28 protein-coding genes are annotated in these 25,007 nt (G+C 33.4%); 2 read left to right on the top strand and 26 right to left on the bottom strand.

Features of this window, described 5'->3' with window-relative positions:
* Positions 1 to 182: 182 nt before the first annotated feature.
* The 8 genes from CPG45_RS07375 to CPG45_RS07340 all read right to left on the bottom strand — a co-directional run bounded on the left by CPG45_RS07375 (position 183) and on the right by CPG45_RS07340 (position 8,308).
* Positions 183 to 1,364, bottom strand: a complete 1,182-nt coding sequence (locus tag CPG45_RS07375) for an AGE family epimerase/isomerase (RefSeq protein WP_096231300.1) — start codon at positions 1,362 to 1,364, stop codon at positions 183 to 185.
* 52 nt (positions 1,365 to 1,416) lie between these two features.
* A complete protein-coding gene (locus CPG45_RS07370; protein WP_096231299.1) occupies positions 1,417 to 2,391 on the bottom strand; it encodes an acetylxylan esterase in 975 nt (324 codons plus the stop codon).
* Positions 2,392 to 2,404: 13 nt separating this feature from the next.
* A complete protein-coding gene (locus CPG45_RS07365) occupies positions 2,405 to 3,421 on the bottom strand; it encodes a glycoside hydrolase family 130 protein (protein ID WP_096231298.1) in 1,017 nt (338 codons plus the stop codon).
* Positions 3,422 to 3,440: 19 nt separating this feature from the next.
* Entirely contained in the window at positions 3,441 to 4,286 is an 846-nt protein-coding gene (locus CPG45_RS07360; RefSeq protein ID WP_231969046.1) for a carbohydrate ABC transporter permease, read from the bottom strand.
* A 4-nt stretch (positions 4,287 to 4,290) separates the two neighbouring features.
* A complete protein-coding gene (locus CPG45_RS07355) occupies positions 4,291 to 5,199 on the bottom strand; it encodes a carbohydrate ABC transporter permease (protein ID WP_096231297.1) in 909 nt (302 codons plus the stop codon).
* 227 nt (positions 5,200 to 5,426) lie between these two features.
* On the bottom strand, positions 5,427 to 6,725 hold the full coding sequence (locus CPG45_RS07350) for an ABC transporter substrate-binding protein (protein WP_096231296.1): 1,299 nt from the start codon (positions 6,723 to 6,725) through the stop codon (positions 5,427 to 5,429).
* 113 nt (positions 6,726 to 6,838) lie between these two features.
* The gene (locus CPG45_RS07345) at positions 6,839 to 7,855 is read right to left on the bottom strand and encodes a LacI family DNA-binding transcriptional regulator (protein WP_096231295.1); all 1,017 of its coding nucleotides are present in this window, start codon (positions 7,853 to 7,855) and stop codon (positions 6,839 to 6,841) included.
* Between the two features lie 291 nt (positions 7,856 to 8,146).
* The gene (locus tag CPG45_RS07340; protein WP_096231294.1) at positions 8,147 to 8,308 is read right to left on the bottom strand and encodes a Spo0E family sporulation regulatory protein-aspartic acid phosphatase; all 162 of its coding nucleotides are present in this window, start codon (positions 8,306 to 8,308) and stop codon (positions 8,147 to 8,149) included.
* Positions 8,309 to 8,446: 138 nt separating this feature from the next.
* Between CPG45_RS07340 and CPG45_RS07335 the strand changes: the two genes are divergently transcribed.
* On the top strand, positions 8,447 to 8,836 hold the full coding sequence (locus CPG45_RS07335) for a helix-turn-helix domain-containing protein (RefSeq protein WP_096231293.1): 390 nt from the start codon (positions 8,447 to 8,449) through the stop codon (positions 8,834 to 8,836).
* Positions 8,837 to 9,195: 359 nt separating this feature from the next.
* On the opposite strand, the gene CPG45_RS07325 is transcribed toward CPG45_RS07335, so the two are convergent.
* Positions 9,196 to 10,065, bottom strand: a complete 870-nt coding sequence (locus CPG45_RS07325; protein WP_096231292.1) for a hypothetical protein — start codon at positions 10,063 to 10,065, stop codon at positions 9,196 to 9,198.
* Between the two features lie 258 nt (positions 10,066 to 10,323).
* Between CPG45_RS07325 and CPG45_RS07320 the strand changes: the two genes are divergently transcribed.
* The gene (locus CPG45_RS07320; protein WP_197702846.1) at positions 10,324 to 11,427 is read left to right on the top strand and encodes an NAD(P)H-dependent flavin oxidoreductase; all 1,104 of its coding nucleotides are present in this window, start codon (positions 10,324 to 10,326) and stop codon (positions 11,425 to 11,427) included.
* A gap of 57 nt (positions 11,428 to 11,484) precedes the next feature.
* On the opposite strand, the gene CPG45_RS07315 is transcribed toward CPG45_RS07320, so the two are convergent.
* The 17 genes from CPG45_RS07315 to CPG45_RS07240 all read right to left on the bottom strand — a co-directional run bounded on the left by CPG45_RS07315 (position 11,485) and on the right by CPG45_RS07240 (position 24,904).
* Entirely contained in the window at positions 11,485 to 11,685 is a 201-nt protein-coding gene (locus CPG45_RS07315; RefSeq protein ID WP_096231291.1) for a DbpA RNA binding domain-containing protein, read from the bottom strand.
* A gap of 46 nt (positions 11,686 to 11,731) precedes the next feature.
* On the bottom strand, positions 11,732 to 12,223 hold the full coding sequence (locus tag CPG45_RS07310) for a GNAT family N-acetyltransferase (protein ID WP_096231290.1): 492 nt from the start codon (positions 12,221 to 12,223) through the stop codon (positions 11,732 to 11,734).
* A 314-nt stretch (positions 12,224 to 12,537) separates the two neighbouring features.
* Positions 12,538 to 13,167 (bottom strand): SGNH/GDSL hydrolase family protein, encoded by a 630-nt coding sequence (locus tag CPG45_RS07305; protein ID WP_231969045.1) that lies wholly within the window; start codon positions 13,165 to 13,167, stop codon positions 12,538 to 12,540.
* 15 nt (positions 13,168 to 13,182) lie between these two features.
* Positions 13,183 to 13,668 carry a GNAT family N-acetyltransferase gene (locus CPG45_RS07300; protein WP_096231288.1) on the bottom strand — a complete coding sequence of 162 codons (486 nt, stop codon included), beginning with the start codon at positions 13,666 to 13,668 and terminating at the stop codon, positions 13,183 to 13,185.
* Positions 13,669 to 13,686: 18 nt separating this feature from the next.
* Positions 13,687 to 13,848, bottom strand: coding sequence for a hypothetical protein (locus tag CPG45_RS17015; RefSeq protein WP_172856430.1), 162 nt, complete (start codon positions 13,846 to 13,848; stop codon positions 13,687 to 13,689).
* A 307-nt stretch (positions 13,849 to 14,155) separates the two neighbouring features.
* Positions 14,156 to 15,145, bottom strand: coding sequence for a hydrogenase expression/formation protein HypE (hypE, locus tag CPG45_RS07295; RefSeq protein WP_096231287.1), 990 nt, complete (start codon positions 15,143 to 15,145; stop codon positions 14,156 to 14,158).
* 126 nt (positions 15,146 to 15,271) lie between these two features.
* Positions 15,272 to 16,330, bottom strand: a complete 1,059-nt coding sequence (hypD, locus tag CPG45_RS07290; protein WP_231969044.1) for a hydrogenase formation protein HypD — start codon at positions 16,328 to 16,330, stop codon at positions 15,272 to 15,274.
* Between the two features lie 32 nt (positions 16,331 to 16,362).
* Entirely contained in the window at positions 16,363 to 16,605 is a 243-nt protein-coding gene (locus tag CPG45_RS07285) for a HypC/HybG/HupF family hydrogenase formation chaperone (RefSeq protein ID WP_096231285.1), read from the bottom strand.
* 1 nt (position 16,606) lies between these two features.
* Positions 16,607 to 18,853 (bottom strand): carbamoyltransferase HypF, encoded by a 2,247-nt coding sequence (gene hypF / locus CPG45_RS07280; RefSeq protein ID WP_096231284.1) that lies wholly within the window; start codon positions 18,851 to 18,853, stop codon positions 16,607 to 16,609.
* A complete protein-coding gene (gene hypB / locus CPG45_RS07275) occupies positions 18,811 to 19,464 on the bottom strand; it encodes a hydrogenase nickel incorporation protein HypB (RefSeq protein WP_096231283.1) in 654 nt (217 codons plus the stop codon). Before hypB ends, hypF begins: the two co-directional genes overlap by 43 nt.
* A gap of 33 nt (positions 19,465 to 19,497) precedes the next feature.
* The gene (gene hypA, locus CPG45_RS07270) at positions 19,498 to 19,839 is read right to left on the bottom strand and encodes a hydrogenase maturation nickel metallochaperone HypA (RefSeq protein ID WP_096231282.1); all 342 of its coding nucleotides are present in this window, start codon (positions 19,837 to 19,839) and stop codon (positions 19,498 to 19,500) included.
* Positions 19,840 to 20,196: a 4Fe-4S dicluster domain-containing protein gene (locus CPG45_RS07265; RefSeq protein WP_096231281.1), complete on the bottom strand. Its 357-nt coding sequence runs from the start codon at positions 20,194 to 20,196 to the stop codon at positions 19,840 to 19,842. It lies immediately after the preceding gene.
* Between the two features lie 23 nt (positions 20,197 to 20,219).
* Positions 20,220 to 21,302 (bottom strand): hydrogenase large subunit, encoded by a 1,083-nt coding sequence (locus CPG45_RS07260; RefSeq protein WP_096231280.1) that lies wholly within the window; start codon positions 21,300 to 21,302, stop codon positions 20,220 to 20,222.
* Complete coding sequence (locus CPG45_RS07255; protein ID WP_096231279.1) at positions 21,295 to 21,672, bottom strand: NADH-quinone oxidoreductase subunit C; 378 nt, start codon at positions 21,670 to 21,672, stop codon at positions 21,295 to 21,297. Before CPG45_RS07255 ends, CPG45_RS07260 begins: the two co-directional genes overlap by 8 nt.
* A gap of 11 nt (positions 21,673 to 21,683) precedes the next feature.
* Positions 21,684 to 22,157, bottom strand: coding sequence for an NADH-quinone oxidoreductase subunit B family protein (locus CPG45_RS07250; RefSeq protein ID WP_096231278.1), 474 nt, complete (start codon positions 22,155 to 22,157; stop codon positions 21,684 to 21,686).
* 24 nt (positions 22,158 to 22,181) lie between these two features.
* Positions 22,182 to 23,024 (bottom strand): NADH-quinone oxidoreductase subunit H, encoded by an 843-nt coding sequence (locus CPG45_RS07245; RefSeq protein ID WP_096231277.1) that lies wholly within the window; start codon positions 23,022 to 23,024, stop codon positions 22,182 to 22,184.
* The gene (locus CPG45_RS07240; RefSeq protein ID WP_096231276.1) at positions 23,021 to 24,904 is read right to left on the bottom strand and encodes an NADH-quinone oxidoreductase subunit 5 family protein; all 1,884 of its coding nucleotides are present in this window, start codon (positions 24,902 to 24,904) and stop codon (positions 23,021 to 23,023) included. Before CPG45_RS07240 ends, CPG45_RS07245 begins: the two co-directional genes overlap by 4 nt.
* Between the last annotated feature and the right edge of the window lie 103 nt (positions 24,905 to 25,007).

The raw sequence follows: 25,007 nt of genomic DNA, 5'->3' as shown, positions 1-25,007 counted from the left end.
CTTTCCATAAAATATGGATTTATCTCTAGATTGAAGTCATATTTCCAAAATAATGGTGTATGATCACGAGTTAAAACAAGATATTTATATCTTTCGTAAATTCCATTGTAGAAGCGCTCATCTACTTAATTTTTTCCTGTAAATAAAGCTCGTATTTTTTCTGTTCTTGTTTTACTAATTTATTAAAACTTTTTATATCTTTTAATTACCTCCATACACATTCTCCCATTATGATAAGGACATTTCCAGGGTTCTACAATTGGTTTTCTGCTGGAAGGCTTACCTTCAAAATCAACATCCCAAAACCACTCCGAACCTACCCTTTTATCAATGATATGCTTTTTAATATAGTCCCAAATTTCCAAAGCTGCGACCAGGTATTTCTTATCCTTCGTTTTCTCATATGCATTTAAAAAACCTACAACGCTTTCTGCCTGTACCCACCATACTCTTGTTTTATCAATTCTCCCTGCACAATTTTGATTATTAAGTGCACCATTTTCATAAGCAGTCTTTAGCACCATGTCAACAATCCCTGATGTCATTGGTGCAATTTCTTTTGTAAGCTCTGCATCACCAAGAACCTCACAAGCTCTGTCTATAAGCCAGCTTGCTTCAATATCGTGTCCGTAGGAATATATATCTGCAATGGAGTTCATCTTACTGTCAAAAAACACTCTTAAGATATGAGTATCTGCATTATAAACTATATCTTTAAAGGCAAGAAGTATATCCTTTAATTTTCTTCCTACTTTTTCATTTCTATCTACACGATAAAGTTCTGTGTATGCTTCCAGAATGTGTAATAATGTATTCATAGTCTTGTCCGCACGAAATCCATCCTCTGAAAGCTGCTCATTATCGATTAAGTTCCAAGTTCTATCAAAAGCTTCTGTATATCCATACTGATCTACACATTTAGTTTCCATAATGTTAAAAAGTTCGTAAGCTAGCTTAAGTGCATTTTCATCTTTAGTAGCGTCATAATAAGAAGATAATCCATAAACGGCAAATGCCTGATTATAGGTATACTTCACATCATCAAAAGGAGTACCATCATAATTTAATGACCAGTATACACCACCATTTTCTTTATCTATGCAGTAGTTTTTTAAAAATTCAAATGCATGTTTTGCATAGTTTAAAGCTTCTTTAATTTTACAAGTTAAATAAACATTGGAATAAAACCACAAAATACGGCTATTTAATATAACACCCTTTACCGCATTTTTATCCACATTCAAATCATAATCCATATATCCATAAAACCCTCCGCGGTCATCTTTTAATTTATTCCAAAAGGGCATAATATGGTTTAATAATTCTTTTTTAGTTTCCTTATATAACAAATCAAATGTCAACATGCAAACCTCCTATCTTAACTCTAAAAAAGCGCACACAATGATGCGCTTTTGATCATGGTTCTAAAAGTTCAATAAAATATTTGAGAATTATATCCCCTGAATATAGCAGATACTCATGTTGATATTCCGGGAAAAATATAATCTGCTTTTCTGATGTAATATTGTTGTATGCTGCCATTTGTGAAAATGGCGGACATACAGTATCCATCAAAGCTGTCATCCATAATACATTACACTTGACATCTTTCGCACGATTTTTCAAATCTATATATCCAAGACGTTCAAAGAAAAAATCTTCCATTAAATGATTTGGATCCTTCTGTCTAAAGTACCATGTGATTTCTTCGTAGCTTGGACATTTAAAATTATTTTGGTAAATGCCCCGGAAATCGCAAAGGAACGGATATATTGCTGCTGCTCCTTTTAAGTCATCTACCAGCGATGCACATGCGATTGTTAGTGCTCCACCTTGGGATGCTCCGGTAGCAAATACATTCTTTTCATCTACAAAATCCATGCTTTGGAGAATCCTTACGCATTGTGCAGCATCTAAAAATACATTCCTATAGAATAAATCATCCGGACTATTGCTTTCTAATCCACGTATAATATGTCCACTTTGAGTGTTCCCTTTATATATGCCATTATCAATGCTTGTACCGCCCTGCCCTCTAACATCCATAGCTAAAACGCAGAAGCCTTCTGCAATATACTGCAGTTTCCCACTCCACTCACCACAGTTGCTCCAATATCCATGAAACATTACAATGGCTGGAATTTTTCCCACTATATTTTTAGGCTTTAAAAACTGGCAGTGGATTCTGGCTCCCCCTACACCTGTAAAATACAAATCATATGCATCACAACTTCGAGTTACAAAATCGCTTCGTATCAACTCATAGTTTAAAGAAGCATTTTCCAAATCCTTTTTTGCTCTTTCCCAATACTCATCATAATCTGCTGGTGCATCTCCAATTCCTTTGTAGTTTTTCAGATGTTCTATTTGACATTCATATAACTTATCCATATAAAATCTTCCTCTATATTCTTCCGTCTGTTTTATCAAAGCCTAAAAGTTCGTTATGCTCTTTAATGAAGTTTAAAGTTTCATCTACGGTTGTATAAGCTACTGCAACATACGAATCAGCAGCACCATAGTATAGTGCAATTCTTCCAGTATCGGCATCGCATAATGCAGCACATGGAAATACCACATTTGGAACAAATCCCTTTTCTTCATACCATTCTTCTGGCGTCATCATAAAACTTCCAGCACGATACAAAACTTTAGCTGGATTGCCCTTATCTAATATAGCTGCGCTCATGGAGTAAACCAATCCATTACATGTACCTGTTACTCCATGATAGAAAATCAGCCATCCTTCATCTAATTCAATCGGTGCCGGTCCGCATCCAATTTTAACAGACTGCCACCATCCATTTCCACCCTTTTGCATAACAAGCCTATGTTCTCCCCAGTATTTCAAATCAGGGCTTTGGCTTAACATAATATCACCAAATTGAGTGTGCCCGTTATCACTTGGACGAGACAACATGATGTATTTGCCATTTATCCTACGCGGAAATAAAACAGCATTTCTATTAAATGGTAAAAATGGATTTTCTAAACGCGTAAATGTTTTGAAATCAGTTGTTCTTGCAAGGCCAATAGAAGCTCCATCAAAGTCGCCACACCAAATGATGTAATAGGCATCTTCTACTTTAACGAGCCTAGGATCATATGCGTAAAGTGGTTGATATGGTTTGCCATCTTCATCAACAAACTGTATTTTTTCTTCATCGAAGTCCCAATGCAAACCATCTTTGCTTCTTCCTAAATATATATGCGGTCTACCATTGATAGTTTCACCGCGAAATACCCCAATAAAAGAACCTTCATACGGTACAACTGCACTGTTAAAAATACGCGTTACTCCTTTCATTGGATTGCGCTCAATTATTGGATTTTCTGTATACCGCCAAATTGGCCCATCGAATCCTTCTGGCTTATCCTGCCATGGTATGTTTTTCAAACTGCTACCAATGATTTTGCTCATAATAACATCTCCTTTTTATTTATTCCTTAACAGAACCTACAACTAAACCATTATAAATTTGTTTTTGTAAGGCTATAAAAGTAATCAAAGTCGGTATCATAATAAGAATTATGCCTGCAGATATTATCTCCCAATGTGCACCATACGGTCCCTTAAATGCAAATAAAGCTGTTGATACAGTTAATAAGCTTTGATCAGGTGTATATAGAAATGGAATGTAAAAGTCGTTGTAAATAGCTACACCTTTTGTAATTAATACCGTTGCAATTGCTGGCCTAATCAGCGGAAAAATAATTTTAAAAAATACTTGAAAATAATTCGCCCCATCTATGATAGCTGATTCATCTAATGAAACAGAAATATTTTCCATGAATTGTAGAAAAATATAAATAGATACAATATCAGTACCACAATACAATATTATTGGAGCCAGCCTCGTATTGAACAAGCCTAAAGCATTAATAATCTGGAAAGTCGCAACTTGTGTAGAAATCATAGGGATCATCGTCGCAACTAAAAACAGAAAATTTGCGATTTTACTTATTTGAGATTTAAACCGACTAAATATAAAAGCAGACATCGACCCTGTAAGCACAGAACCAGCTAGTGAAAAAATCATTATAATGATTGTATTTTTAAAACCGGTTAGCATGTGACCATCTACAAATGCAGTAATAAAGTTTTTAAAGTCGAAAAAGCTTGTCGGTAAAGTCAAAACGCTAGTTGTTGCATATTCTTTATTAGTTTTAAATGCTGCAAAGAAAATAACTAAAACAGGTATAACAAATACAAAAAGCAAAAATATAAGTATGGCATATTTAAGAGTACTAAAAAATATATCCTTGAAATTCATTTTTTTAACCATAATCTTATGCACCTCTCGCCTTTAAAACAACTCTTTGAATAACGAATATTGAAATACTGATCAAAAGCAGAATTACAGCAAGAGCAGATGCTAAACCAACTCTATAGTTTTGGAACGCATAATTAACTGTTTGAATAACAAATGTCATACTGCCATTGCCGCCGCCCGTCATAATATATGGTATTTCAAAAGCAGCTAGCGAACCTGTAACGGAAAGAAAGATTAACAATTTTAGAATTGTTGATATACCTGGAATTATAATATGAATAAATTGTTGAAACCTATTTGCGCCATCTACTTCTGCAGCTTCTATAATATCCGTAGGTATTGACTGCATAGCAGCAGAAAACATAACAATATCATAGCCTATATATCTCCAGACAGAGACAAATGCTAACGAAATATTTATAAGCTTAGGATCCTGCAGCCAAAACTTTATAAATTTTCCAAGTCCAACTAATTTCATAACGGTATCCAGTGTAGAACCTGGTTGGAAAAAGAAAATAAATATAAAGCTAATTGCAACACTGTTAATCAGTGAAGGAAAAAAATATACACCTTTAAATAAATTAGCAAACTTACATCTGAAACTTATTAAGTAAGAAATACAAACAGCCAGTATAATTTGAATAAAAGCAGCCACAATATAATATAAGCTGACAAATAACGGTCTAAAATAATCTACACTACTAAATATTATTTTATAATTATATAATCCTACAAAATTTTTGGTTGGACTAATGCCATCCCAATCAGTAAAGCTGTATCCAAACATAAAAATCGATGGAATATAGGTAAATAAAATAAGCAATAATAGTGGAACAAATAAAAATGTTATAGAGATTATTATCTTTTGTTTTTTATATGTTAAAGAAGAAAAACTGAACTTTTTCTTTTTAATACAGGCTTCCATATAATCATCCTTTCGAATTTATGATAACGTGACTAGTACCAATTATGACATTATACTATTTTTTGTTTCCTTTATCATATAAACATTCAGCTTACATAATTTAATAGGTTTAGTTTATGCTCCATGCACACACTCTTTATACCGCAACGTGAACATGAAGCATAAAAGCTAAACCTAAATTATTATCACTTTAAAGAATATAAATTTATCACGCTTTCATATTAAAATTATTTCCCTACAGCTTTAACTCCTTTAGCCCATTTAGAATTTAACTCAGACATGTATTGGTCAAAAGTTTCATTACTAACTCCTAAACCAATTTCAATGATTTTCTTTATCCATGTACCATCGTTTAAATTTATCAATGATACTTTTTGAACTGTATCTAAGTCTTTAGCCTGTTGAGTTGTCCCTGGCTTGGCTTCAACTAATTTAATGTCACTTGCGCCGCTTAAATAGTCAGGTAAACTTGCACCTACAATAGGAGAAAACATGTTAGAATCCTTTGGATATTTTGTGATGAAAAATTTTAAAAACTCTTTTGCTAATTCGATATTCTTACTATGGACGTTTACACCCATACCATAGTCAGGACCTACCTGAACTACTGCTTTTCCGTCATGGCGTACTGGAACTGGCATGAACTTTATGTCCTCTGGTGTTTTTGACTTCGCTTGAATCTGGCCTATAGCCCAAGAACCTAAACACATCACGCCAATCTTGCCATCAGCCATTTCTTGTTTTGACCGTTCCCAATCAGAAGTCATTGGATCCTGTTCTACTAATTTATTTTTAACAGCTTCATAAAGAAAATCTAATGAAGTATATGTGGCAGAACCTTTTATAAATTCGTTTGGATTGTAGATCATCTTGTTCATGTAATCTATATCACCGGAAATTCCTATTTGCAACGCATTAGAAAAGTTTGTTAGCGCCCAATCAGATGTATAGTTCGTGTAATAAGGAATAGCATCTGTCTTTTCCTTAATCGCTTTAAGCATATTTATATATTCCTCTGGAGTTGTTGGAAGGCTAGTTACACCTGCTTCTTTTAGAACCTTTTCATTGTATACAAAACCTGTTGCATTTGCACCTGTAGGGATACCATAAATTGTACCATTGACATCAAAATTATCAAGATAATTATAAGTTTTTGAAAGTTCTTTTCTTGTCCCTAGCGGCGCAAAAAAGTCTTTATATTTATCTTTTGTGATATTAGCAGGAAGCATCAAAACATCGCCATAGTTCCCAGTGGACATTCTTGTTGAAATCGCATTTTGATAATCATTTAAATTCTCAAATTTAACAATTGTTCCAGGATGTAACTTTTGGAATTCTTCTGCGTATTTATTAAAAACATCCGTCATATCTGTCCTGTGTGTCAATACTGTAATCGAACCTTTTAGCTGTCCGTTTGTACTGCTCGTTTTATTGTTGTTACTATCGTTCGTTTTAGCACAGCCAGCAAGTGAAGTGGAAATTACTGTTGTAGTTACTAGAAGTGAAATTAATTTTTTAACTTTCATAACTGCTCCTCCCACGCAAAATTAATTTTTATATTTATTTTTAAGTAATTAAATATAAATGTTTTCATTAATGCTAATCCCATCTCCTTTTTAATAAAGATTTATAAAAAGGTTTAAATCACCTTTTTAACAGAATCACGAATAACAAGGTTTGTACTTAATCTGATGTCTTCATATGGTCTCTCAGGATCATTCATTCTATATATTAATTGCTGAACAGCTTTTTCACCAAGGGCCTGTTTGGGGATATTTACTGTAGTTAATGCAGGATAAGAAAGAGCGCCAATTTCGATATTATCAAATCCTATTACTGAAACCCTATCAGGTACATTTATATCCATTTCTACTAAACTTCTGATGAAAACCAATGCTATTTTATCATTTGCACATATCCATGCCGTTGGGAAGTCATCAGTCAGAGAAATTTTTCTTTTAAAATATTCAACATCTTTAAAAAAGTCAGTTCCCTTGAGGTTTATATCAAGCCATACATATTCACTATCTATGCTTAAATTAAATTCTTTCATATATCTCACATACGAGTAATATCTTTGTTTAAAACTATATGCCCATTCGTTATTTCCAATAAAACCTATTTTTTTATGCCCATTTTCATAAAAATATTTTAGTGCTTTATATATGCCATTCTCATTAGCAGAATTTATATAGTCGCATTCAATTTCTTCACTATAATGATCTACTATAACAAATGGGATCTTTGTTGCTTCTACCTTTTTTATAAATTTGTCGTTCAAAGTTCCTACAATTATTATTCCGTTTGTTGTTTCTTTGGTAATAGTTTGAGGTATATTTAAATTTTCTTCACCCTCAACGTCAATAGCAGTAATACTTAATTTTAAATTATTGTTTCTAGTTGAATTTTCGATACCAAATAAAACATTTGACCAAAAAGTTGATTCCACAAGAAAGTCTTCACGGCACAATACTGTTACATTAATAATTTTATTGGGTAAGTCTTTTATTTTTTTATATCCCATTCTAATTGCTGTATCCAATATTTTATTTTTTACTTCCGCACTTACTCCGTCAGAGCCACGCAAAGCCTTTGATACCGTATTTTTTGATACACCGATTACATCTGCAATATCTTGTAAGGTTACTTTCTCCATATTTATCACCATTTCCGTTTATTTTATGTTTTATTTTTAACTTAATTTAAGTATAATGTAACTATTATAAAATGTCAATATTAAATTAAAATTTTCATTTATTTACATTATATTTTCGTTATTAAACGAATACATAACCATTCATTGATTAATTTATTATATTTTTAATTTAAATTAAGGTTATAAAATTGAAATTTGTAATCCTAAGTAAAAATATTTTTCAAAAAAAAAAAAAAAAAAAACAATACTAAATATAAGTTTATTTAACCTTAACCTATATGCAAATATTTTTTATTTCTTATCACATTCTTGTTCTAATCTGGTTTGATAATATTCAATAATATATCTGTCTATTATCTTACTTAATTTCATTATAATTTCTTGGCGCATATTCATTTCAACTGCATTATTGAGAATCCGCCTTGCAGTTTCAATTCTATCTTTGACGTTCACAAAGTTCACTCCTTTTATAGCATTACTTTATAATTCTACATCAAATATATGCTATTTGCAAATATTATAATTATGCATATCGCATATTCATATGATAATGAAAATTAGGTAAAGTAGTTTTATATAGGAGTGTTATAAATGGCAAAAAATATTAATGTAGATACAAAGTCTATTGGTCAAAGAATACGGGAAGAGAGAGAAAAACTCAACCTTACAAGAGAAGAATTTGCGGAAATTATAGATCTTTCGGATTACTATGTTGGGCAACTGGAAAGAGGAGAGAGGCAAATGAGTTTGCCAGTACTAATCAATGTGGCAAATTGTTTGCATGTATCTTTAGACTACCTTATTTTTGGTAAATCCCCAAATAATGAATACTATGTGCACGATTCAGTTAGCAATTATAGTACTTTAAATTCCAGTAAAAATGCTGAGATTAATAGTTTATTAGAAAAATGTTCTCCGAAAGAATTAGATTTGATAATAAAATTTATAAAAGTTATTCTTCCTTATTTGGGCACTAACTAAATATTTTACTTGAAATATAATACTTCAAGAATCTATAGACTTTGGAAGTATTGTAATAACTTATAACGACATTCGTTGCCATCTTATATTTTTTATTTATAATATTTAAAACAGGCTTATAATGAAACACTTACTTATACTTAATCCCATTGCTATAGCATCACGACTATTTTGAGGTACGCCTAATGGTTTTTCGGCAACAATATGCATAGCTAAATCAATACATGTTACTTCACATGCTCTTTGTCCGATTCATACCTCTTAAGGCTCTTATGAAAAACTATAAACTGCTTCAGCATGCAATTATTATTTATTAATCAATATTAGATGCACTATGAAAGGACAGATACATTTTATACTTAATCGCTTATATTTTTCAACAACCTTGCATTAAGAAATGCCGCAATAAAGCTCATTATTATAAAAACACCTACAAATGTAATGAATTCTTGTACACTTATATTAATTCCTGCGATCTTTTGAAACATTGTTTGTGAAATGACTACAACTCCAACAAATGCATTTAAAACGAGTAAGATTGCTGCATAAATGTAGCCCAACGATTTTTTGCGAAAAAGTAAAATAGCACATGTAAAGGCAGAGGGTGCAATGATGCCCAGATCTAAAACATATGTTGGTTCTGTTGTATAAATACCTAAGCTTATTGGTGGTTTTCCTGTAGATAAAGCGCCAATAATTTCAAATAGCCACACAAAAACCGATGATCCTGCAAAAACCATATAGATTGCAATACTGCGGCGAAGCATTTTATCAGATATTTTATCTGATATACTTTTTGATTCAATACCTGTTATACCAACCATGAAGGCGAAAAGGCTTGAAGAAAAAAGCATGATATAAACAAGAAACAATATATTGTATGATACCCCGAAAGCTAATGATGCCGAATAATATAAAAAATATGAAAGCACACTAACAAGCATTAACCTGCATTTGATCATATTTTGCTTATTATATAGAATCAAATATACAAGCAATGGTATTGCCAAAAATAGTGTTACTAAATCTGTTCCTCTTTGTATGGGCGCTTTAAAATATGTATCATTTGCGTACAAACCATTTCCGTACATTTGAACACTGTTTCCATATATATTATTGACATAAAAGGGCGTTCCGCTGTTAATCCAAAAAAGACCAACAGATGATGCTATCAGCGCTAATAAGGCAACTATGCTGGATAATATTTTTAAAATTCTATATGATCCCATAATAGACTCCTTTACATATTTAATTTGTTCAATTTATAATATTCGATATAGCACACATCAATCCTTCTAATTTACATAAATTTAACAAAAAATTTTTTTCTTTTTCGTTATATAGATTATCAGCAGATAAATCAGGAATCCTTTTATTAAATAAAATCTCATTTATTATTTGGTATTATTAGCAAACCTATAATTTTCATTGACAATTCATATGTATAAGTGTTAAAGTTAAATGGTATAGAATATAAGGAGGTTCACATGAAAAATTTTTATATGAAAAGTTTAAAAATAGGAAACTTGACTGCAAGATTACCTATAATTCAAGGTGGTATGGGGATAGGAGTTTCTTTAAATAATCTTGCATCAGCCGTTGCAAATGAAGGTGGTATCGGTGTGATATCAGCCGCTGGTATCGGTTTTAATGAGCCAGATTTTGCAGTAAATTATATTGAAGCAAATATAAGAGCATTAAAGAAAGAGATAAAAAAAGCTCGCGAAAAAACAAAGGGAATTATCGGTGTCAACATTATGGTTGCACTTTCGAATTTCACTGATATGGTTAAAACCGCCATAGATGAAGGTATAGATATAATTTTCTCCGGAGCTGGGCTCCCATTAAGTCTTCCTAAGTTTTTAAATGGAACAACGAATACCAAAATTGTTCCTATAGTTTCATCGGGAAGAGCTGCAAACCTTATTGCAAAAAAATGGTTTCAAAAATATAATTATGCACCAGATGCAGTAGTTGTTGAAGGTCCGATGGCTGGAGGTCATCTTGGGTATTCACCTGATGAAGTTTCAAACCCGACTTATTCATTGGAAAAGATAGTTAAAAATGTAATTGATGAAATGAAATCATACGAAGATGCATCAGGAAAGGCTATACCTGTTATTGCTGCTGGAGGTATATATACGGGTGAAGATATCTACAGATTTCTAAGCTTAGGCGCATCGGGTGTACAGATGGCAACACGTTTTGTTGCAACAGATGAATGTGATGCATCAACAGAATTTAAAAATGCCTATATTAATTGTGAAAAAGATGATATTGACATAATAAAAAGTCCCGTCGGTATGCCGGGAAGAGCAATTATAAATCAGTTCCTTGAAAGTGTAAAAGCTGGTGAGAAAAAACCATATAAGTGCTTATATCACTGTATAACCCCCTGTGATTATAAAAAAAGTCCATACTGTATAGCACGAGCACTTATCAATGCACAAAAGGGTTTTTTGAAAAATGGCTTTGCTTTCGCCGGTGCAAATGCATTTAGAATAGACAAAATTATTTCTGTAAAAGAACTGATTAAAACGTTGATAAATGAATATGTTGCAGCATCCCAGAAAAATGGGATAATTGAATAAATTTGTATCTCAGGCTATAAATATTAATTTATTTATAGCCTTTTTATGGTTTCTTATTTAATTTTTAGGTTTTGATACTTCTATCTTAATTTTTCTACCACCAAAACTTCTGCCTGAGGAATTCTTTAATATGGATTTAGAAACCTTTTCTTTAGCATCAATAAAAGCAAATTTATCGTATATCTCTATATCGCCAATATCATCTTTACTAACATTCGCAGTTTCACTATATACATATGATTCAACATCCTGTGGCATATTTTCTTCACCAAGGCTAAATATAGCGTAGTGGGTAATACTTATGTTACAACCCTTTCTCGAAACAATAAAACTTCCCTTTCCTAAACTCCACAATTCCTACTGCCTTATATCCAAGCTTTTTATAAAGATTACATGCACGCTCATTATTCACAAAAGCATCCAGCCGAATGGATTCATACCCCAAAGCTTTTCCTTGTTGTTCTGCATAATCCACTAACAATCTTGCAATCCCTTGTCCTTGATACTTTGGATCAATACATAAACGATGTATAATTAAGTGTTTTCCTGAATTAAATTCCCATTTCATATCTTCATATTCCTTATCTTGATATTCATTCAAGACAATAATGCCTTTGATTATACCACCATCTTCATATACATAAAGTGTTTCATTGCTTAAATCATTATTGATCACCTCATCATTCGGATAAATGCTATCCCACTGATAAATACCTTTTGCTTCCATATCAATAATTGCATTATGTATTATCCCCATAATAAATAATTGATCATCCAAACATCCTTTTCTAATCATATTATAAAACCACCACTTTCCCCACTATATGACTCTTTACGCTATCGACTATATAGCTACAGTACTTCGTGAAGCCTCCCCATCTAGCATTAACATTCAAACATCTCGGCTTTCCTAAATTTCACGACCTTTTATTGTTCATTTATTTATATTGTGAATATCTTTGTGTGTAATTTCCAGTGAATATCATTTCCATTATATATCACTTTATAATAATTTTTCTATTTTCTTTATAAAAATGAAAGATCTCCTTTATTTTATGAGAAGATCTTTTTTCCGATATCCATACAAAATAAATGTTTTTTCGTAAGATATTATAAAGCTTCGACAGTCTTAATCCATTCCTTAGCCATTAAGGCATGGCCTTCACCTGTCGGGTGTACACCATCCTGCGTCCAGAAAAGTGGATCACGTAATATAGCCGCCTGTGCCATTATTCCATCAAATGGAATATAATATGTACCAAATTCTTTTGCGAGTTTTCTTACAACATGTATTTTAGGATCCAAGTCTACTCTCCATTCTCTGCGATCAGGTGGCTCAGACATTACAAATGGCTCGCATAAAATGATCTTAGCATCAAGATTTTCTTTAACTTGTTGCAATATGTATCTATAATCTTCTTCAAATTTCTCTGGTGATGTTGGATCATTGCTATCATACCTTCTCCATGTGTCATTTATACCAATAAGAATACTTAAAACCGTTGGTTTTAAATTAAGGCAATCTTCAACCCAACGTTTTTTAAGGTCCCTTACTCTATCACCGCTTACACCCCTATTAATAAATTTTACTTTCAATTCGGGATGTAATGCAGCAAACCATGATGCTACAAAATATGGATATCCCATACCAAGGTCATCAGGTTTTTCTTTTATGCGTCCTGCATCTGTTACACTATCACCTTGAAATAATACAATATCATTGTTTTTTAAAAGCATCATTATCATCTCCTTTTGTTATAATATTAGTTGAAATATATGTATATCTATATATTTATCAAATTTATAGCCGAGTTCTTTTAATGTTCCTATCAATTTAAATCCGTATCTTTCATGAAGATGTACACTTACATCATTTCCGTCGGATATTCTTGCTATTATTGTGTGAAATTCATTTGATTTTGCATGGTCAATTATTGCATTTAATAGTTTTTTCCCCGCACCGCGATCTCTATATTTTTCATCGATATATATAGAGTCTTCTGCAACGCCTTTATAGCCACATTTATCAGACCAAAGTGACAAAGATGCCCAACCTATTACACTATTGTTTTCTTCTGCAACATAAATTGCAAATCTATCATCATGCTTTTTAAACCAATCCAATTGATATTCAATAGGCCTTGGCTCTGTATCAATTGTTGCTGTCGTATTTAGTACGGCCTGATTGTAAATATAATTTATACTTTTCACATCATGAATCGTAGCTTTTCTAATGAGCATGTTTAGCCCTCCAAAAATTTATTTGAAATTCTCTGGCTTTTCAACATACCATTCAACATGTCCACAGTTTGAGCACACATATGGTATTAGTTCACTGCTTTCCTTAGCAGTTAAATACTTTATCGGAAACTTTATAGCACTAAATTTTCCCATAAAACTTGATGCGCGACATTCTGTCATCTTTGTACTTCATTTTGGGCACAAATACTCCATAATATTACCTCCCAAAAGTATGATGACATATAATTAACATTATATTATCACTTTATTAAATTACATTCAACCAAAAACTTCAGATAAAGTACAACAGAACAATGATCATAAACCATAAACAGCATTCAATATGTCAACGCCCTTTACACTTTCGATCATATTATCTGATACAAAGAAATAGTCGATTCTCAACCAGATATTTTTATCTCTTGCCTTAAACCTGTAGCTCTATCATAAATCATTTTATCTTCACATATCCCTGTCCGAATATTTGCTAGCATATTCTCGGTAATAGCTCACCTACAGGTCTGTCAACTATCCTTGAGGTTCCATATTTGGTTTCTACAGTCACAAGATTTGAATCATTTATTTCACCTATTATTGTGGCATCTTTGCCATATTTATTCTTTTTCATTATATTTATAGCATAATTAGCATAATCCTTATCAACAACACATACAAGCTTCCCTTCATTTGCAAGATGCAAAAAATCAAGGCCTAACATATCACATGCTGATTTCACACTTTCTTTTACTGGAAGTTTATCTTCATATATCTTTATTCCGACTTTGCTCATTTTCGCAATCTCATAAAGAATTTCTGCTACGCCGCCTCTTGTCGGGTCTCTTAAAGCTTTTACAACTCTTCCAAGTAATGATAAATCTTCTACAAGTTTATTAAGAGGTGATACATCTGATGCTAAAGGTGGATCAAAATTAAGTCCTTCCCTTGCACTTAATACAGCCATTCCGTGGTCGCCAATCGTACCGGAAATAATGACTATATCACCTGGTTTCGCATTTTTTATTGAAATATCAATGCCTCTCTGTAACATTCCAATTCCGGTCGTATTAATAAATAATCCGTCTGCACTATTCTTTTCTACAACTTTCGTATCACCAGTTACAATTTGCACACCAGCTTCTTTCGCAGTTTTAACCATTGAATCAACTATTCTTTTTAAATCTTCTATAGGAAAGCCTTCTTCTATTATAAAAGATGTGCTTAAATAAATAGGCTTAGCACCTCTCATGGAAAGGTCATTAACTGTCCCACATATAGATAGCTTTCCAATATCACCACCGGGGAAAAACAGTGGTTTTACAACGAAACTATCTGTCGTAAATACGATATTCCCTGGAAGTATTGCAGCATCTTCCATCATTTTAAGATATTCATTATCAAATTTATCAATAAAAACATCCTCAATGAGGCTCTGCATCATTGAACCTCCACCACCATGTGACAACATTATTTTGTCCATTTTCTAAACACCCCTTTCCTTATTAAATGATAAAGTCATAAGACACACTTTATGGGAAGTTACTAAATCATAACAGAATCAAAAAATCATGTGATTTTTCAATGCCTCAGAATTCAGAGAAATACATTAAGATCCATATTTAAAATATGCTGCGCAAGACCCTTCTGATGAAACCATACATGGTCCTACAGGATTAATTGGTGTACATACTTTATCAAATAATGGGCACTCTTTTGGTGATATGAAGCCTTTTAATACATCACCACATTTACAGCCTCTTATTTCTACTTCACCGTTCATTCTTTTTATATTATATTTCTTTTCTGCATCAAATCCACTATACTTGTCCTTAATTCTAAGTCCCGAATTCTTTATCATGCCAAGGCCTCTCCATGTACTATCGCTGATTTCAAAAACCTCTTCTATAAGTTTTTGTGCCTCGATGTTTCCTTCTTCCCTTACGACTCTTTTATATTCTATTTCTATTTTAGGATTACTCAAAGATTTAAGCATCATTATTATACTCATCATTATATCCTCTGCTTCAAAACCGGAAATCACACCACCTATACCATAATCATTAACTAAAAAATCGTAAATTCTACTCCCAGTTATCGTACTCACATGCCCAGGAAGCAAAAATCCTTGTATATCTGCACCGTTTTCAATAAGAGCCTTCAGAACTTCAGGCATTGTCTTGTGCAAACAATATACACTGTAATTATTTAACCTTCTATCAGAAGCTTCTTTTATTGTCAATGCAACAGAAGGAATCGTTGTTTCAAAACCTATGCCTATAAAAATCACTTCTTTTGAAGGATTATCGATAGCGTATTTTAAGGCTTCCAATGGTGAATAAAATACTTTTATATCTCTTCCATTTGCTCTTTCTCTCTGAAGCGATGATTTATTGCCTGGTACTCTTATAAGGTCACCAAATGTGGCAATTGTCACATCTTTTTCGGCCAATGAAACAATAGAATCAATTTCGTTTTGAGCCGTTACACAAACGGGACATCCAGGTCCTGATATAAGCTTGATATTTTTAGGCATAATCTGCCTTAACCCGAATCTAGATATTGCCATTGTATGTGAACCACATACTTCCATGATTTTTATAGGGCTACCCGGATTATATGCATCAATTAGCTCTTTTGCTTTTTTTACAAATTTATTAGAGCTCACTCTCAATTCCTCCATAGTATTTGTAAAACTATCTATGATTTTTTAAATTGACTCTCATTCAATGCCTCTTCCAATTCCTGCATTAGCTTTCTCTCTTCTTCTGCCTCTTTTTCATCGACTATGCTTATGGCAACACCTGCATGAACCATAACATAATCACCAATTTTAACGCCTGGCACCATTTCTATCGAAACTCTTCTTTTTAATCCATTTAAATCTGTTTCAGCAACCTTACCATCAATTTTTACAACTTTCTGTGAAACTGCAATACACATATTACCCCTCCATTTTACTATTTGCTATTACCGCCTGTCCTAAACATATTCCACCGTCATTACATGGGACAGTGCTATTGGAATACACTAAAAAGCCTTTATTCTCGAGTTTATATATGATATTCTCAAGTAGATATTTATTCTGAAAGCTTCCACCGCTTAAAACAATCTTATTTATGCCATAATCATCTCTCAATTTTATCGCCATATCAATCGTAAAATTCACTATTGTATTATGAAATCTTGATGATATTATCCCCTTGTCGATATCATCTAAATAATCAGCATAAACCTGCTTTAAAATATCCGCGGTATCAATAATATATCCATCATCTCTTGTTATAACATAATCATATGATGAAGAATCATTTTTAATAATACTTTCAAGTTCCATCGCGGCCTGACCTTCATATTGTACTTCATAGGTTATACCAATAAGTGATGCAGCCGCATCAAAAAGTCTTCCCATACTGGAAACCAACGGTGCATTAATTTTCTTATCTATCTGCTTTTTTATAATATCTAATTCTTTCATATTAAACCCTCGTAAAAACTTGTCATAATAATTTAAATCATCATTTATGAAACCTATTGCGGTCCTATATATTTTCTTAATTGCAAGTTCACCACCTGGTAGTGGATTGTATTTAAGATGGCCAGCTCTTGTAAAGTCTTTTAGATCAGCAATTAAAAATTCCGCTCCCCAAATGTTGCCGTCAACACCATATCCCGTGCCATCGTAAGCAATGCCAATGATTCTATCCTCTATGCCATATTCTGCCATGCAGCTGACTATATGTGCATGGTGGTGCTGTGTAGAAATTACTGGTAGTCCACAAGATTTTGCATATTGTGTCGACAAGTATCCTGGATGCATGTCACATGCTACAAATTCTGGTGTTACTCGAAATAATTTCATATATTTCTGTATTTCATTTTTAAAATAATCATATGTTTTGCTGTTGTCAAGGTCTCCTATATGATGGCTCATAAAAGCATAATCATCTTTTGTAAGGCAAAAGGCATTTTTGTAAAATCCTCCAACCGCAAGTATTGATTTAACATTATCCTTTAATATGATAGGCTGTGGCGCATATCCTCTTGCACGCCTTATTATCCTCTCTTTTCCCGCTTTATAGCTTGTAACAGTATCATCAATCCTATTTACTATGTCGCGGTTGTTTAAAAGAAAACTATCTGCAATATCTTTAAGCCTTGATAAGGCCTCTCCATTATCCTTACAAAGTGGTTCGTCACTTATATTTCCGCTCGTCATGACAAGTGGAAAATCTATTATATCAAATAGAAGATAATGTATCGGCGTATATGGAAGCATAACGCCTACGCTATCAAGTCCATCACTGATCCATTTGAAATCGTATTTTTTCTTTAAAAGTACAATAGGCCTCCTCTGGCTTAAAAGAAGCTCTTTTTCACCATTATTTAAATAACAATACTTTTCAACTTGATTAATATCTTTCATCATTAAAGCTAATGGTTTGCCATATCTAAATTTTCTTTCTCTTAGTCTTAAAACAGCATCATACATAAGAGCATTAACAGCGAGGTGATAACCGCCAATTCCTTTAATGGCGACAATCTTTCCTCTTTTTAAATCCTCTGACGCTGACTTAATCGGATTTTTGTCATCATTTTCACCTATGTACCGAAGCGATGGACCACAGTCATAGCATGCTACAGGTTGTGCATGAAATCTCCTATTACGCGGATCTGTGTATTCTTTCTCACATAGTCTGCACATGGGGAATTTCTTCATCGATGTTTTGGGCCTATCATATGGTATATCTTCTATTATGGAAAACCTTGGACCACAGTTTGTACAATTTATAAATGGATATCTATACCTCCGATCGCTTTTGTCCATCATCTCCCTTATGCAGTCATCACACACTCCCATATCAGGCGAAACCAGGACAAAACCATTATCTTCTTTGCTTAATTTTATGCTAAAATCCCTATATCCCTTTATCTCACTTTCATTAATAACTACATCATCTATTTTAGAAAGCTTTGGCGGATTTGATTTAAGCTCATCTATAAATGAGTCTAAGTTTCCCTCGTCACCTTCTATATCTATGTGTAAGCCAGATGATGTATTGTACACAATGCCATTTAAGTCATATTTAGATGCAAGCTTAAATATAAAAGGGCGAAAACCAACGCCCTGTACAATACCTTTTACATCTATCGCTTTTGCATATATTCTTTGTAGCGATCTTTCAGCCATTTTGATAACACCTCAAAGCCTTCACCCGTTTTTGATGATACTTCAAAAATCTCTGCATTGTCATTCAATGTCTTAACGCCATCATAAAAATATTTTTTATTAAAATCAAAATACGGTATAAGGTCAATCTTATTTATTACGACCGCTTTAGCTTTTGCAAAAAGTAATGGATATTTATACGGCTTGTCATCACCTTCCGCAACATTTGACAATGCAAGTTTAAAATCCTCACCGATTTCAAATTCTGAAGGACAAACGAGATTCCCTACGTTTTCTATAAACAAAATACCATCATGAAAGTCAAAGTTCATAAGAGCTTTATTTATTGAATTGGCATTTAAATGACATTCCCCGCCTGTGTTTATCTGTATGACAGGTATATTTCTTTCTGCCATTTTGCGTGCGTCAATATCTGATGCTATATCACCTTCTATTACACCACATGGAATGTCAATATTATCAATAAGTTTTAATATAAAGCTGGTTTTACCGGTGCCGGGTGAACCAATAATGTTAACCATTAATATATTTCTTTCATCTTTAATATTTTTGTTTTCTTCTGCAATATTGTTATTCGCCTCAAGGACATCCTTTATAATCTTTATCTCCATTTTTTAAATACACTCCTTTAAAAGGCTTTTTAATCATTCTACATCAATACTATCTATATAAAGCTCTTTCCCTTTCTCTATAAGGACACCGCTTTCACCGCAGTTAGGGCATTTAAAAGTAAAATTGCTCCTATTATAAATCATGCCGCATTTGCGGCATTTAAACTCTGCTTTTATCTTTTTAAAATTTAGTACTGCACCATATAGTGGTGTATTTTCACTCAATATATCAAAATAAAATTTGATGCTGTCCTCTTCAAAACCCGTTAATTCTCCTAAAACGAGATTAATTTTAGTGACTTTCTTTATATCTCGTTTTTTAGTCTCATTCAAGACCATATTAACAATGCTCTCAGTTACAGAAAGCTCGTGCATCTACGCACCAACTTTCTCTGAAACTTTTGGCTTTTCAAGGCACACCTCATATTTTTTGTCTGTACAGCTTCTATAATGTTCATTAAGGTTTAAAGACTTTTTCGGGCATTTATCAACGCAAACACCACATATTACGCATTTAAAAGGTTCGTATGTCCATGTACCCTTCTTCCTATCGACTGTTATGCAACCAGATGGACATACTCTTTGACACATACCGCATAATATGCATTGATCAATGTCATTTTCAATGTGCCCTCTATCTATATCAAATGGCTTTCTTGCAACAAATGGATATAATCGTGTAACTGGTCTTTTTGTCAAATTGCCAATGACATTTTTAAGCATATCAAACATCAAAACCACTCCCTTCTTTCATACTATCTTTCGGTACAGCTAATGCATGGATCAATCGTCAATATTAGCACAGGAACATCCTGTAACTGTGATCCTGGAAGCATCTTTAATAGTGCCGGTATATTTGCAAATGTAGGGGTTCTTATGCGGAGTCTGTCTAAGAATTTGCTTCCATTTGATTTAAGATAGTAGTAAACTTCACCTCTTGACTGCTCAACCCTTGATATCACTTCACCCTCCGGTGGATTGCCCTTTACCATAACATTTATCTCACCCTCTGGCATCTTGCTTAAAGCTTGCCTAACGATGTCAATAGATTGAAATATCTCTCTCATCCTAACGAGATTTCTGGCATAGCTGTCACCATCTTTTTCAACAATAGGTTCAAAATCAAGATATTTATATGCCGCATAACCTGTAGTCCTTAAATCAAGGTCGATACCGCTCCCCTTTGCCATAGGACCTGTTACACCAAGTTCATACGCTTCATCTTTTGACAGTACACCAACACCAACTGTTCTTTCTTTAACTGAATAATTATTTACCACAACATCATTTATGCTTTTTAATTCTCTTTCGATTTCATCCAGTTCTTGCAAAATCCATTTGGCCTGTTCACTATTTATATCTTTTCTTACACCGCCAACAATATTTACAGATATTATAACCCTATTACCTGATGTAGCTTCGAGAATATCCATGACCTTTTCACGTATTTTCCATGTCTGCATAAACAAATTCTCGAAGCCAAATGCATCTGCAAAAAGCCCCAACCATAGTAGATGGCTGTGTATTCTGTGAAGCTCTGCCCATATAGTCCTTAAATATTCAGCTCTTTCAGGAATTTTGATATCCATTAATTCTTCTAGACCTTGACAATACGCTTGTGCATGCATGCAACTGCAGATACCGCATACGCGCTCAACAACATAAACCATCTGGTTTATATCCTTCTTTTTTGCAAGGGTTTCAAGGCCTCTATGAACAAATCCCAATGCGGGATATGCTTCAATTACTTTCTCATCTTCTACAACAAGCTTTAAATGTATTGGTTCAGGTAAAACAGGGTGCTGTGGTCCAAACGGTATAGTACCTTTTTCACTCATCTTTACCACCCTTTGCTCTTTTAATTATTTCAATATTCGCCTGCGGGCTTATAGGAGAGCTTTCCCCAAGCATCAGATTTCCTCCAAAATCAACAGCTAAATTGCTGAAATTTATGCCAAATAGCTCTTTTATCTCATTTTCGACTAGCAATGCGCACAAATAGATCTTTGATATACTTGGCACATCAGATCCATCTGTAATAAGGTGTATATTCTCGATGTCATAGCCTTTGGCAAAACTATAAAGCAGTTTGAAACCATTATCGATATTTACACAGGTTTCTGTGACAAATCTATATCCGCAATCATGATATTCTTTAACCATATCAAGTAAATTATCTGTTGTTACTTCCTTGCTTTTTACAATCATCACATTCACTCCTAACCTAAGCTTCTAACCGCAACTGTTACTTCTTTCTTTCCATACTTATCCTTTAATATCTGTGCTGCCTTGTATAAACCATCTATCAAGGCCTCCGGCTTAGCTGGGCAACCAGGCACATAAACATCTACTGGAACAATCTTATCAATGCCACCGATAACATTGTAACATTCCCTAAATATACCACCGCTTGATGCACATATGCCGGCTGCAACAACTACCTTAGGATTCGGCATCATATCATATACATTTTTTAATACATCCTTATTCTTCTCATTTACCGTACCTGTAACTATAAGAATATCCGCATGCTTAGGATTGCCCACATTCACCATACCGAACCTTTCCATATCATATATAGGTGTCATACATGCAAGTACCTCTATATCACAGCCATTGCAACTGCCACAGTCATAGTGAATAACCCATGGAGATTTTGCAAATGACTTTTTTACAAATTCTTTTAATCCCATGATAACATCACCTCAATACATCATTTACTTCCTAAAATACAAATACGCAATATTTGATATCGTGAATAAGATACCCGTAATCCAACTAAAACCAAGCATCCATTTGAGTGTCATTCTCGCTGATACATTATCTATTATTATATCAATAAAAAGCACTAAAAGTGATATAATAGCTCCAATTATGAGATTCTCCGACCAAAAGATTGCAATCATAGCAAGTATCAAAACAAGCTCATACCAGTCAGCTATCTCAATAAGTGCAAGATATGGTCCAGAATAATCTGTCAGAATACCTCTCACAAGCTCTTGGTGTGCATGCTCCGATGTAGAAAAATCAAATGGCGACTTTTTTATCTTTATATCAAGTACAAGGCATAATACTAAAAACAAAAGTGGTAAATCGAGAATTAGTCTTCCATATGACATAATGTCACCAAGGCTAAAACTGCCCGTATCATAATGCAAACCAATCAGAACGAATATCAAAAGAGGCTCGTACGCTAACATTTGCATTAACTCTCTTTGAGCACCAACTTCGCTATAAGGAGACCTTGTTGCAAGAGCACCTATGATGTAAAATATAATACCTATTGACATAATAAATATTATCATGAGGAGATCTGCCTTTAAGGCAAGAAAGCCTATACTTAAGATAGCTGAAAGCAGATAAATATATGCAGAAAACACCTGGAAGTCATTTACAATCATCTTCTCTTTAAACAAAAGCTTTGTAACATCATAAAAAGGTTGTAATATAGGTGGGCCATACCTTCCTTGCATTAATGCAGTAATCTTCCTATCAAAACCATTAATAAGCCCACCTATTAATGGTGTCAAAACTACTGCTGCAATAATTTGCCATGTCATAGCAAAATCCCTCCAAAAAGCACGACAATTAAAGCTATAGAAATATAATCCATATATTTCGTCATTACACTTTCATTAATTATATTTGATAGATAATAATTCTTAACATCATACCCCTTATTTGTATCAACATAATTTAATCCACATTCATATGGTGTTGTCTGCACCATATTTGTAGTCTTTTTTATCGTCAATACCGATAAAAGTATTGCAAGGCCAATTGCCATAAATATTGGATATATAGTAAAACCGCCCATGCTGCTTCCTATAAAGCCTTTTGCAGCTTTTATTGATACTTCCATTCTCAGCATATTTATTTCAGGGTTAACTACTTTGTTAAAAAGCTGTGTAACCTCAAAACTTAATCCTAATGCAATCGCCATCAATGTATACAAAGAGAACCTAATACTTACAGGCTGCTTTTCAACAAACCATTTGCTATTGTGTCCTTCTGATAGCAGATTACCTATCCATCTAGTATAATACATGACAGTTACTGCACTGCCGACTATCAGCAATAATGCTACGGCAATTTCTTTAGATGCAGCTTCTATTGCAAGCCACTTACTTAAGAGCATTCCAAAAGGAGCAATCATCAACGACAATATACCGAGGAATGTGATTGCCGTCGTAACGGGCATCTTTGCTATAAGACCTTTCATATCCTCTATATCCCGGCTACCGATATTTTGCTCAATCGTTCCAACACAAAGGAATAAAAGTGCTTTAGAAACTGCATGAAATATCAGGAGTAAAATTGCTGCAGCTATAGCACTTGATGTATTTATGCCAATACTTGCTATCATAAGTCCGAGATTTGAAATAGTTGAATACGCCAATATTTTCTTAGCATTGCTCTGGCTCAATGCAAGGACCGCCGTTGCGACAAATGTAAATGCACCATATAGAGCAATAAAGCTACTCAAGGTGCTTCCTCTAAATGTAGGTGCTAATCTCAGCACAAGGTATATACCAGCCTTTACCATAGTACTTGAATGTAAAAGTGCAGATACAGGTGTTGGTGCCACCATCGCACCTAAAAGCCAGCTTTGGAAAGGCATCTGTGCAGACTTTGTAAATGCCGCCAATACCATAAAGAATACCGGTATTAATAATATATAAGAGCTATTTGTCTTTAATAAAGCATTAAGTGTTATTATGCCAGTGCATTTGTAAAGCACCATAATGCCAACTAATAGAGAAAAGCCACCCATCATATTTATCCATAATGCCCTTGAAGCATTTTTTATAGCCTCTTCGGTCTTATCGTGGGAAATTAAAAGGAATGAAGAAAGCGACGTAATCTCCCAGAAGAAATACACCCACATCAAATTATTTGAAAATATGATTCCGTTCATAGCACCTATAAATACAAGTATTATCGCAAAAAACCTTGGTTGCCTTGACCTTGTAAGCTTCTTTTCCCTTTCATGATGATTCATATAGCCAAAAGCATATATAGCTATTATCGGCCCTATAACTGATACTATCAGATTCATTATAATAGATAAATCATCAACGTAAAAAGTGCTTATCTCTTTCTCATTTAACATAAATAGTTCAAAAAATGTAAGAGGTAATATCTGAAGTAATGAAAATACTGCTATCTTTGGTTCCTTAACTTTGAAGGATATATATAATGTATAAAATAATAACAAAAAATCCCCAACTTTAATGAACTTGTCTAACGTACCATAATATGTTGTACTAATAACAGTAGGCACATTGACTACTTTTAATATCGATAATGCGCTTAAAAATATCGCCAACAATGTAGCTAAAACCATTGTTTTTCTCGCAAGTGCTTTGTCGATTGTAAATGTTATCATCCCCATTAAAATCGGAATTATAATACTTAATAGTATTAAATCACCAGACATAAAACCACTCCCTAGTATAATATATTTGTAACAAAGTTACATGATTTATATCAAATCGGGAGTTAATACACCGAACAATAATTTAACATAGCCTTTCTATGTT

Origin of the sequence: Thermoanaerobacterium sp. RBIITD, assembly GCF_900205865.1 — a bacterium.
Lineage (GTDB): Bacteria > Bacillota > Thermoanaerobacteria > Thermoanaerobacterales > Thermoanaerobacteraceae > Thermoanaerobacterium.
The sequence above is the reverse complement of the archived record's forward strand: the minus strand, read 5'-3'. Positions and strand labels throughout refer to the sequence as shown.

Bases quoted from the DNA above. Each gene is read 5' to 3' on its own strand.
- CPG45_RS07375 (WP_096231300.1), bottom strand. From the start codon at position 1,364: ATGTTGACATTTGATTTGTTATATAAGGAAACTAAAAAAGAATTATTA.
- CPG45_RS07370 (WP_096231299.1), bottom strand. From the start codon at position 2,391: ATGGATAAGTTATATGAATGTCAAATAGAACATCTGAAAAACTACAAA.
- CPG45_RS07365 (WP_096231298.1), bottom strand. From the start codon at position 3,421: ATGAGCAAAATCATTGGTAGCAGTTTGAAAAACATACCATGGCAGGAT.
- CPG45_RS07360 (WP_231969046.1), bottom strand. From the start codon at position 4,286: ATGGTTAAAAAAATGAATTTCAAGGATATATTTTTTAGTACTCTTAAA.
- CPG45_RS07355 (WP_096231297.1), bottom strand. From the start codon at position 5,199: ATGGAAGCCTGTATTAAAAAGAAAAAGTTCAGTTTTTCTTCTTTAACA.
- CPG45_RS07350 (WP_096231296.1), bottom strand. From the start codon at position 6,725: ATGAAAGTTAAAAAATTAATTTCACTTCTAGTAACTACAACAGTAATT.
- CPG45_RS07345 (WP_096231295.1), bottom strand. From the start codon at position 7,855: ATGGAGAAAGTAACCTTACAAGATATTGCAGATGTAATCGGTGTATCA.
- CPG45_RS07335 (WP_096231293.1), top strand. From the start codon at position 8,447: ATGGCAAAAAATATTAATGTAGATACAAAGTCTATTGGTCAAAGAATA.
- CPG45_RS07325 (WP_096231292.1), bottom strand. From the start codon at position 10,065: ATGGGATCATATAGAATTTTAAAAATATTATCCAGCATAGTTGCCTTA.
- CPG45_RS07320 (WP_197702846.1), top strand. From the start codon at position 10,324: ATGAAAAATTTTTATATGAAAAGTTTAAAAATAGGAAACTTGACTGCA.
- CPG45_RS07315 (WP_096231291.1), bottom strand. From the start codon at position 11,685: ATGCCACAGGATGTTGAATCATATGTATATAGTGAAACTGCGAATGTT.
- CPG45_RS07310 (WP_096231290.1), bottom strand. From the start codon at position 12,223: ATGATTAGAAAAGGATGTTTGGATGATCAATTATTTATTATGGGGATA.
- CPG45_RS07305 (WP_231969045.1), bottom strand. From the start codon at position 13,167: ATGATGCTTTTAAAAAACAATGATATTGTATTATTTCAAGGTGATAGT.
- CPG45_RS07300 (WP_096231288.1), bottom strand. From the start codon at position 13,668: ATGCTCATTAGAAAAGCTACGATTCATGATGTGAAAAGTATAAATTAT.
- CPG45_RS17015 (WP_172856430.1), bottom strand. From the start codon at position 13,848: ATGACAGAATGTCGCGCATCAAGTTTTATGGGAAAATTTAGTGCTATA.
- hypE (WP_096231287.1), bottom strand. From the start codon at position 15,145: ATGGACAAAATAATGTTGTCACATGGTGGTGGAGGTTCAATGATGCAG.
- CPG45_RS07285 (WP_096231285.1), bottom strand. From the start codon at position 16,605: ATGTGTATTGCAGTTTCACAGAAAGTTGTAAAAATTGATGGTAAGGTT.
- hypF (WP_096231284.1), bottom strand. From the start codon at position 18,853: ATGGCTGAAAGATCGCTACAAAGAATATATGCAAAAGCGATAGATGTA.
- hypB (WP_096231283.1), bottom strand. From the start codon at position 19,464: ATGGAGATAAAGATTATAAAGGATGTCCTTGAGGCGAATAACAATATT.
- hypA (WP_096231282.1), bottom strand. From the start codon at position 19,839: ATGCACGAGCTTTCTGTAACTGAGAGCATTGTTAATATGGTCTTGAAT.
- CPG45_RS07265 (WP_096231281.1), bottom strand. From the start codon at position 20,196: ATGTTTGATATGCTTAAAAATGTCATTGGCAATTTGACAAAAAGACCA.
- CPG45_RS07260 (WP_096231280.1), bottom strand. From the start codon at position 21,302: ATGAGTGAAAAAGGTACTATACCGTTTGGACCACAGCACCCTGTTTTA.
- CPG45_RS07255 (WP_096231279.1), bottom strand. From the start codon at position 21,672: ATGATTGTAAAAAGCAAGGAAGTAACAACAGATAATTTACTTGATATG.
- CPG45_RS07250 (WP_096231278.1), bottom strand. From the start codon at position 22,157: ATGGGATTAAAAGAATTTGTAAAAAAGTCATTTGCAAAATCTCCATGG.
- CPG45_RS07245 (WP_096231277.1), bottom strand. From the start codon at position 23,024: ATGACATGGCAAATTATTGCAGCAGTAGTTTTGACACCATTAATAGGT.
- CPG45_RS07240 (WP_096231276.1), bottom strand. From the start codon at position 24,904: ATGTCTGGTGATTTAATACTATTAAGTATTATAATTCCGATTTTAATG.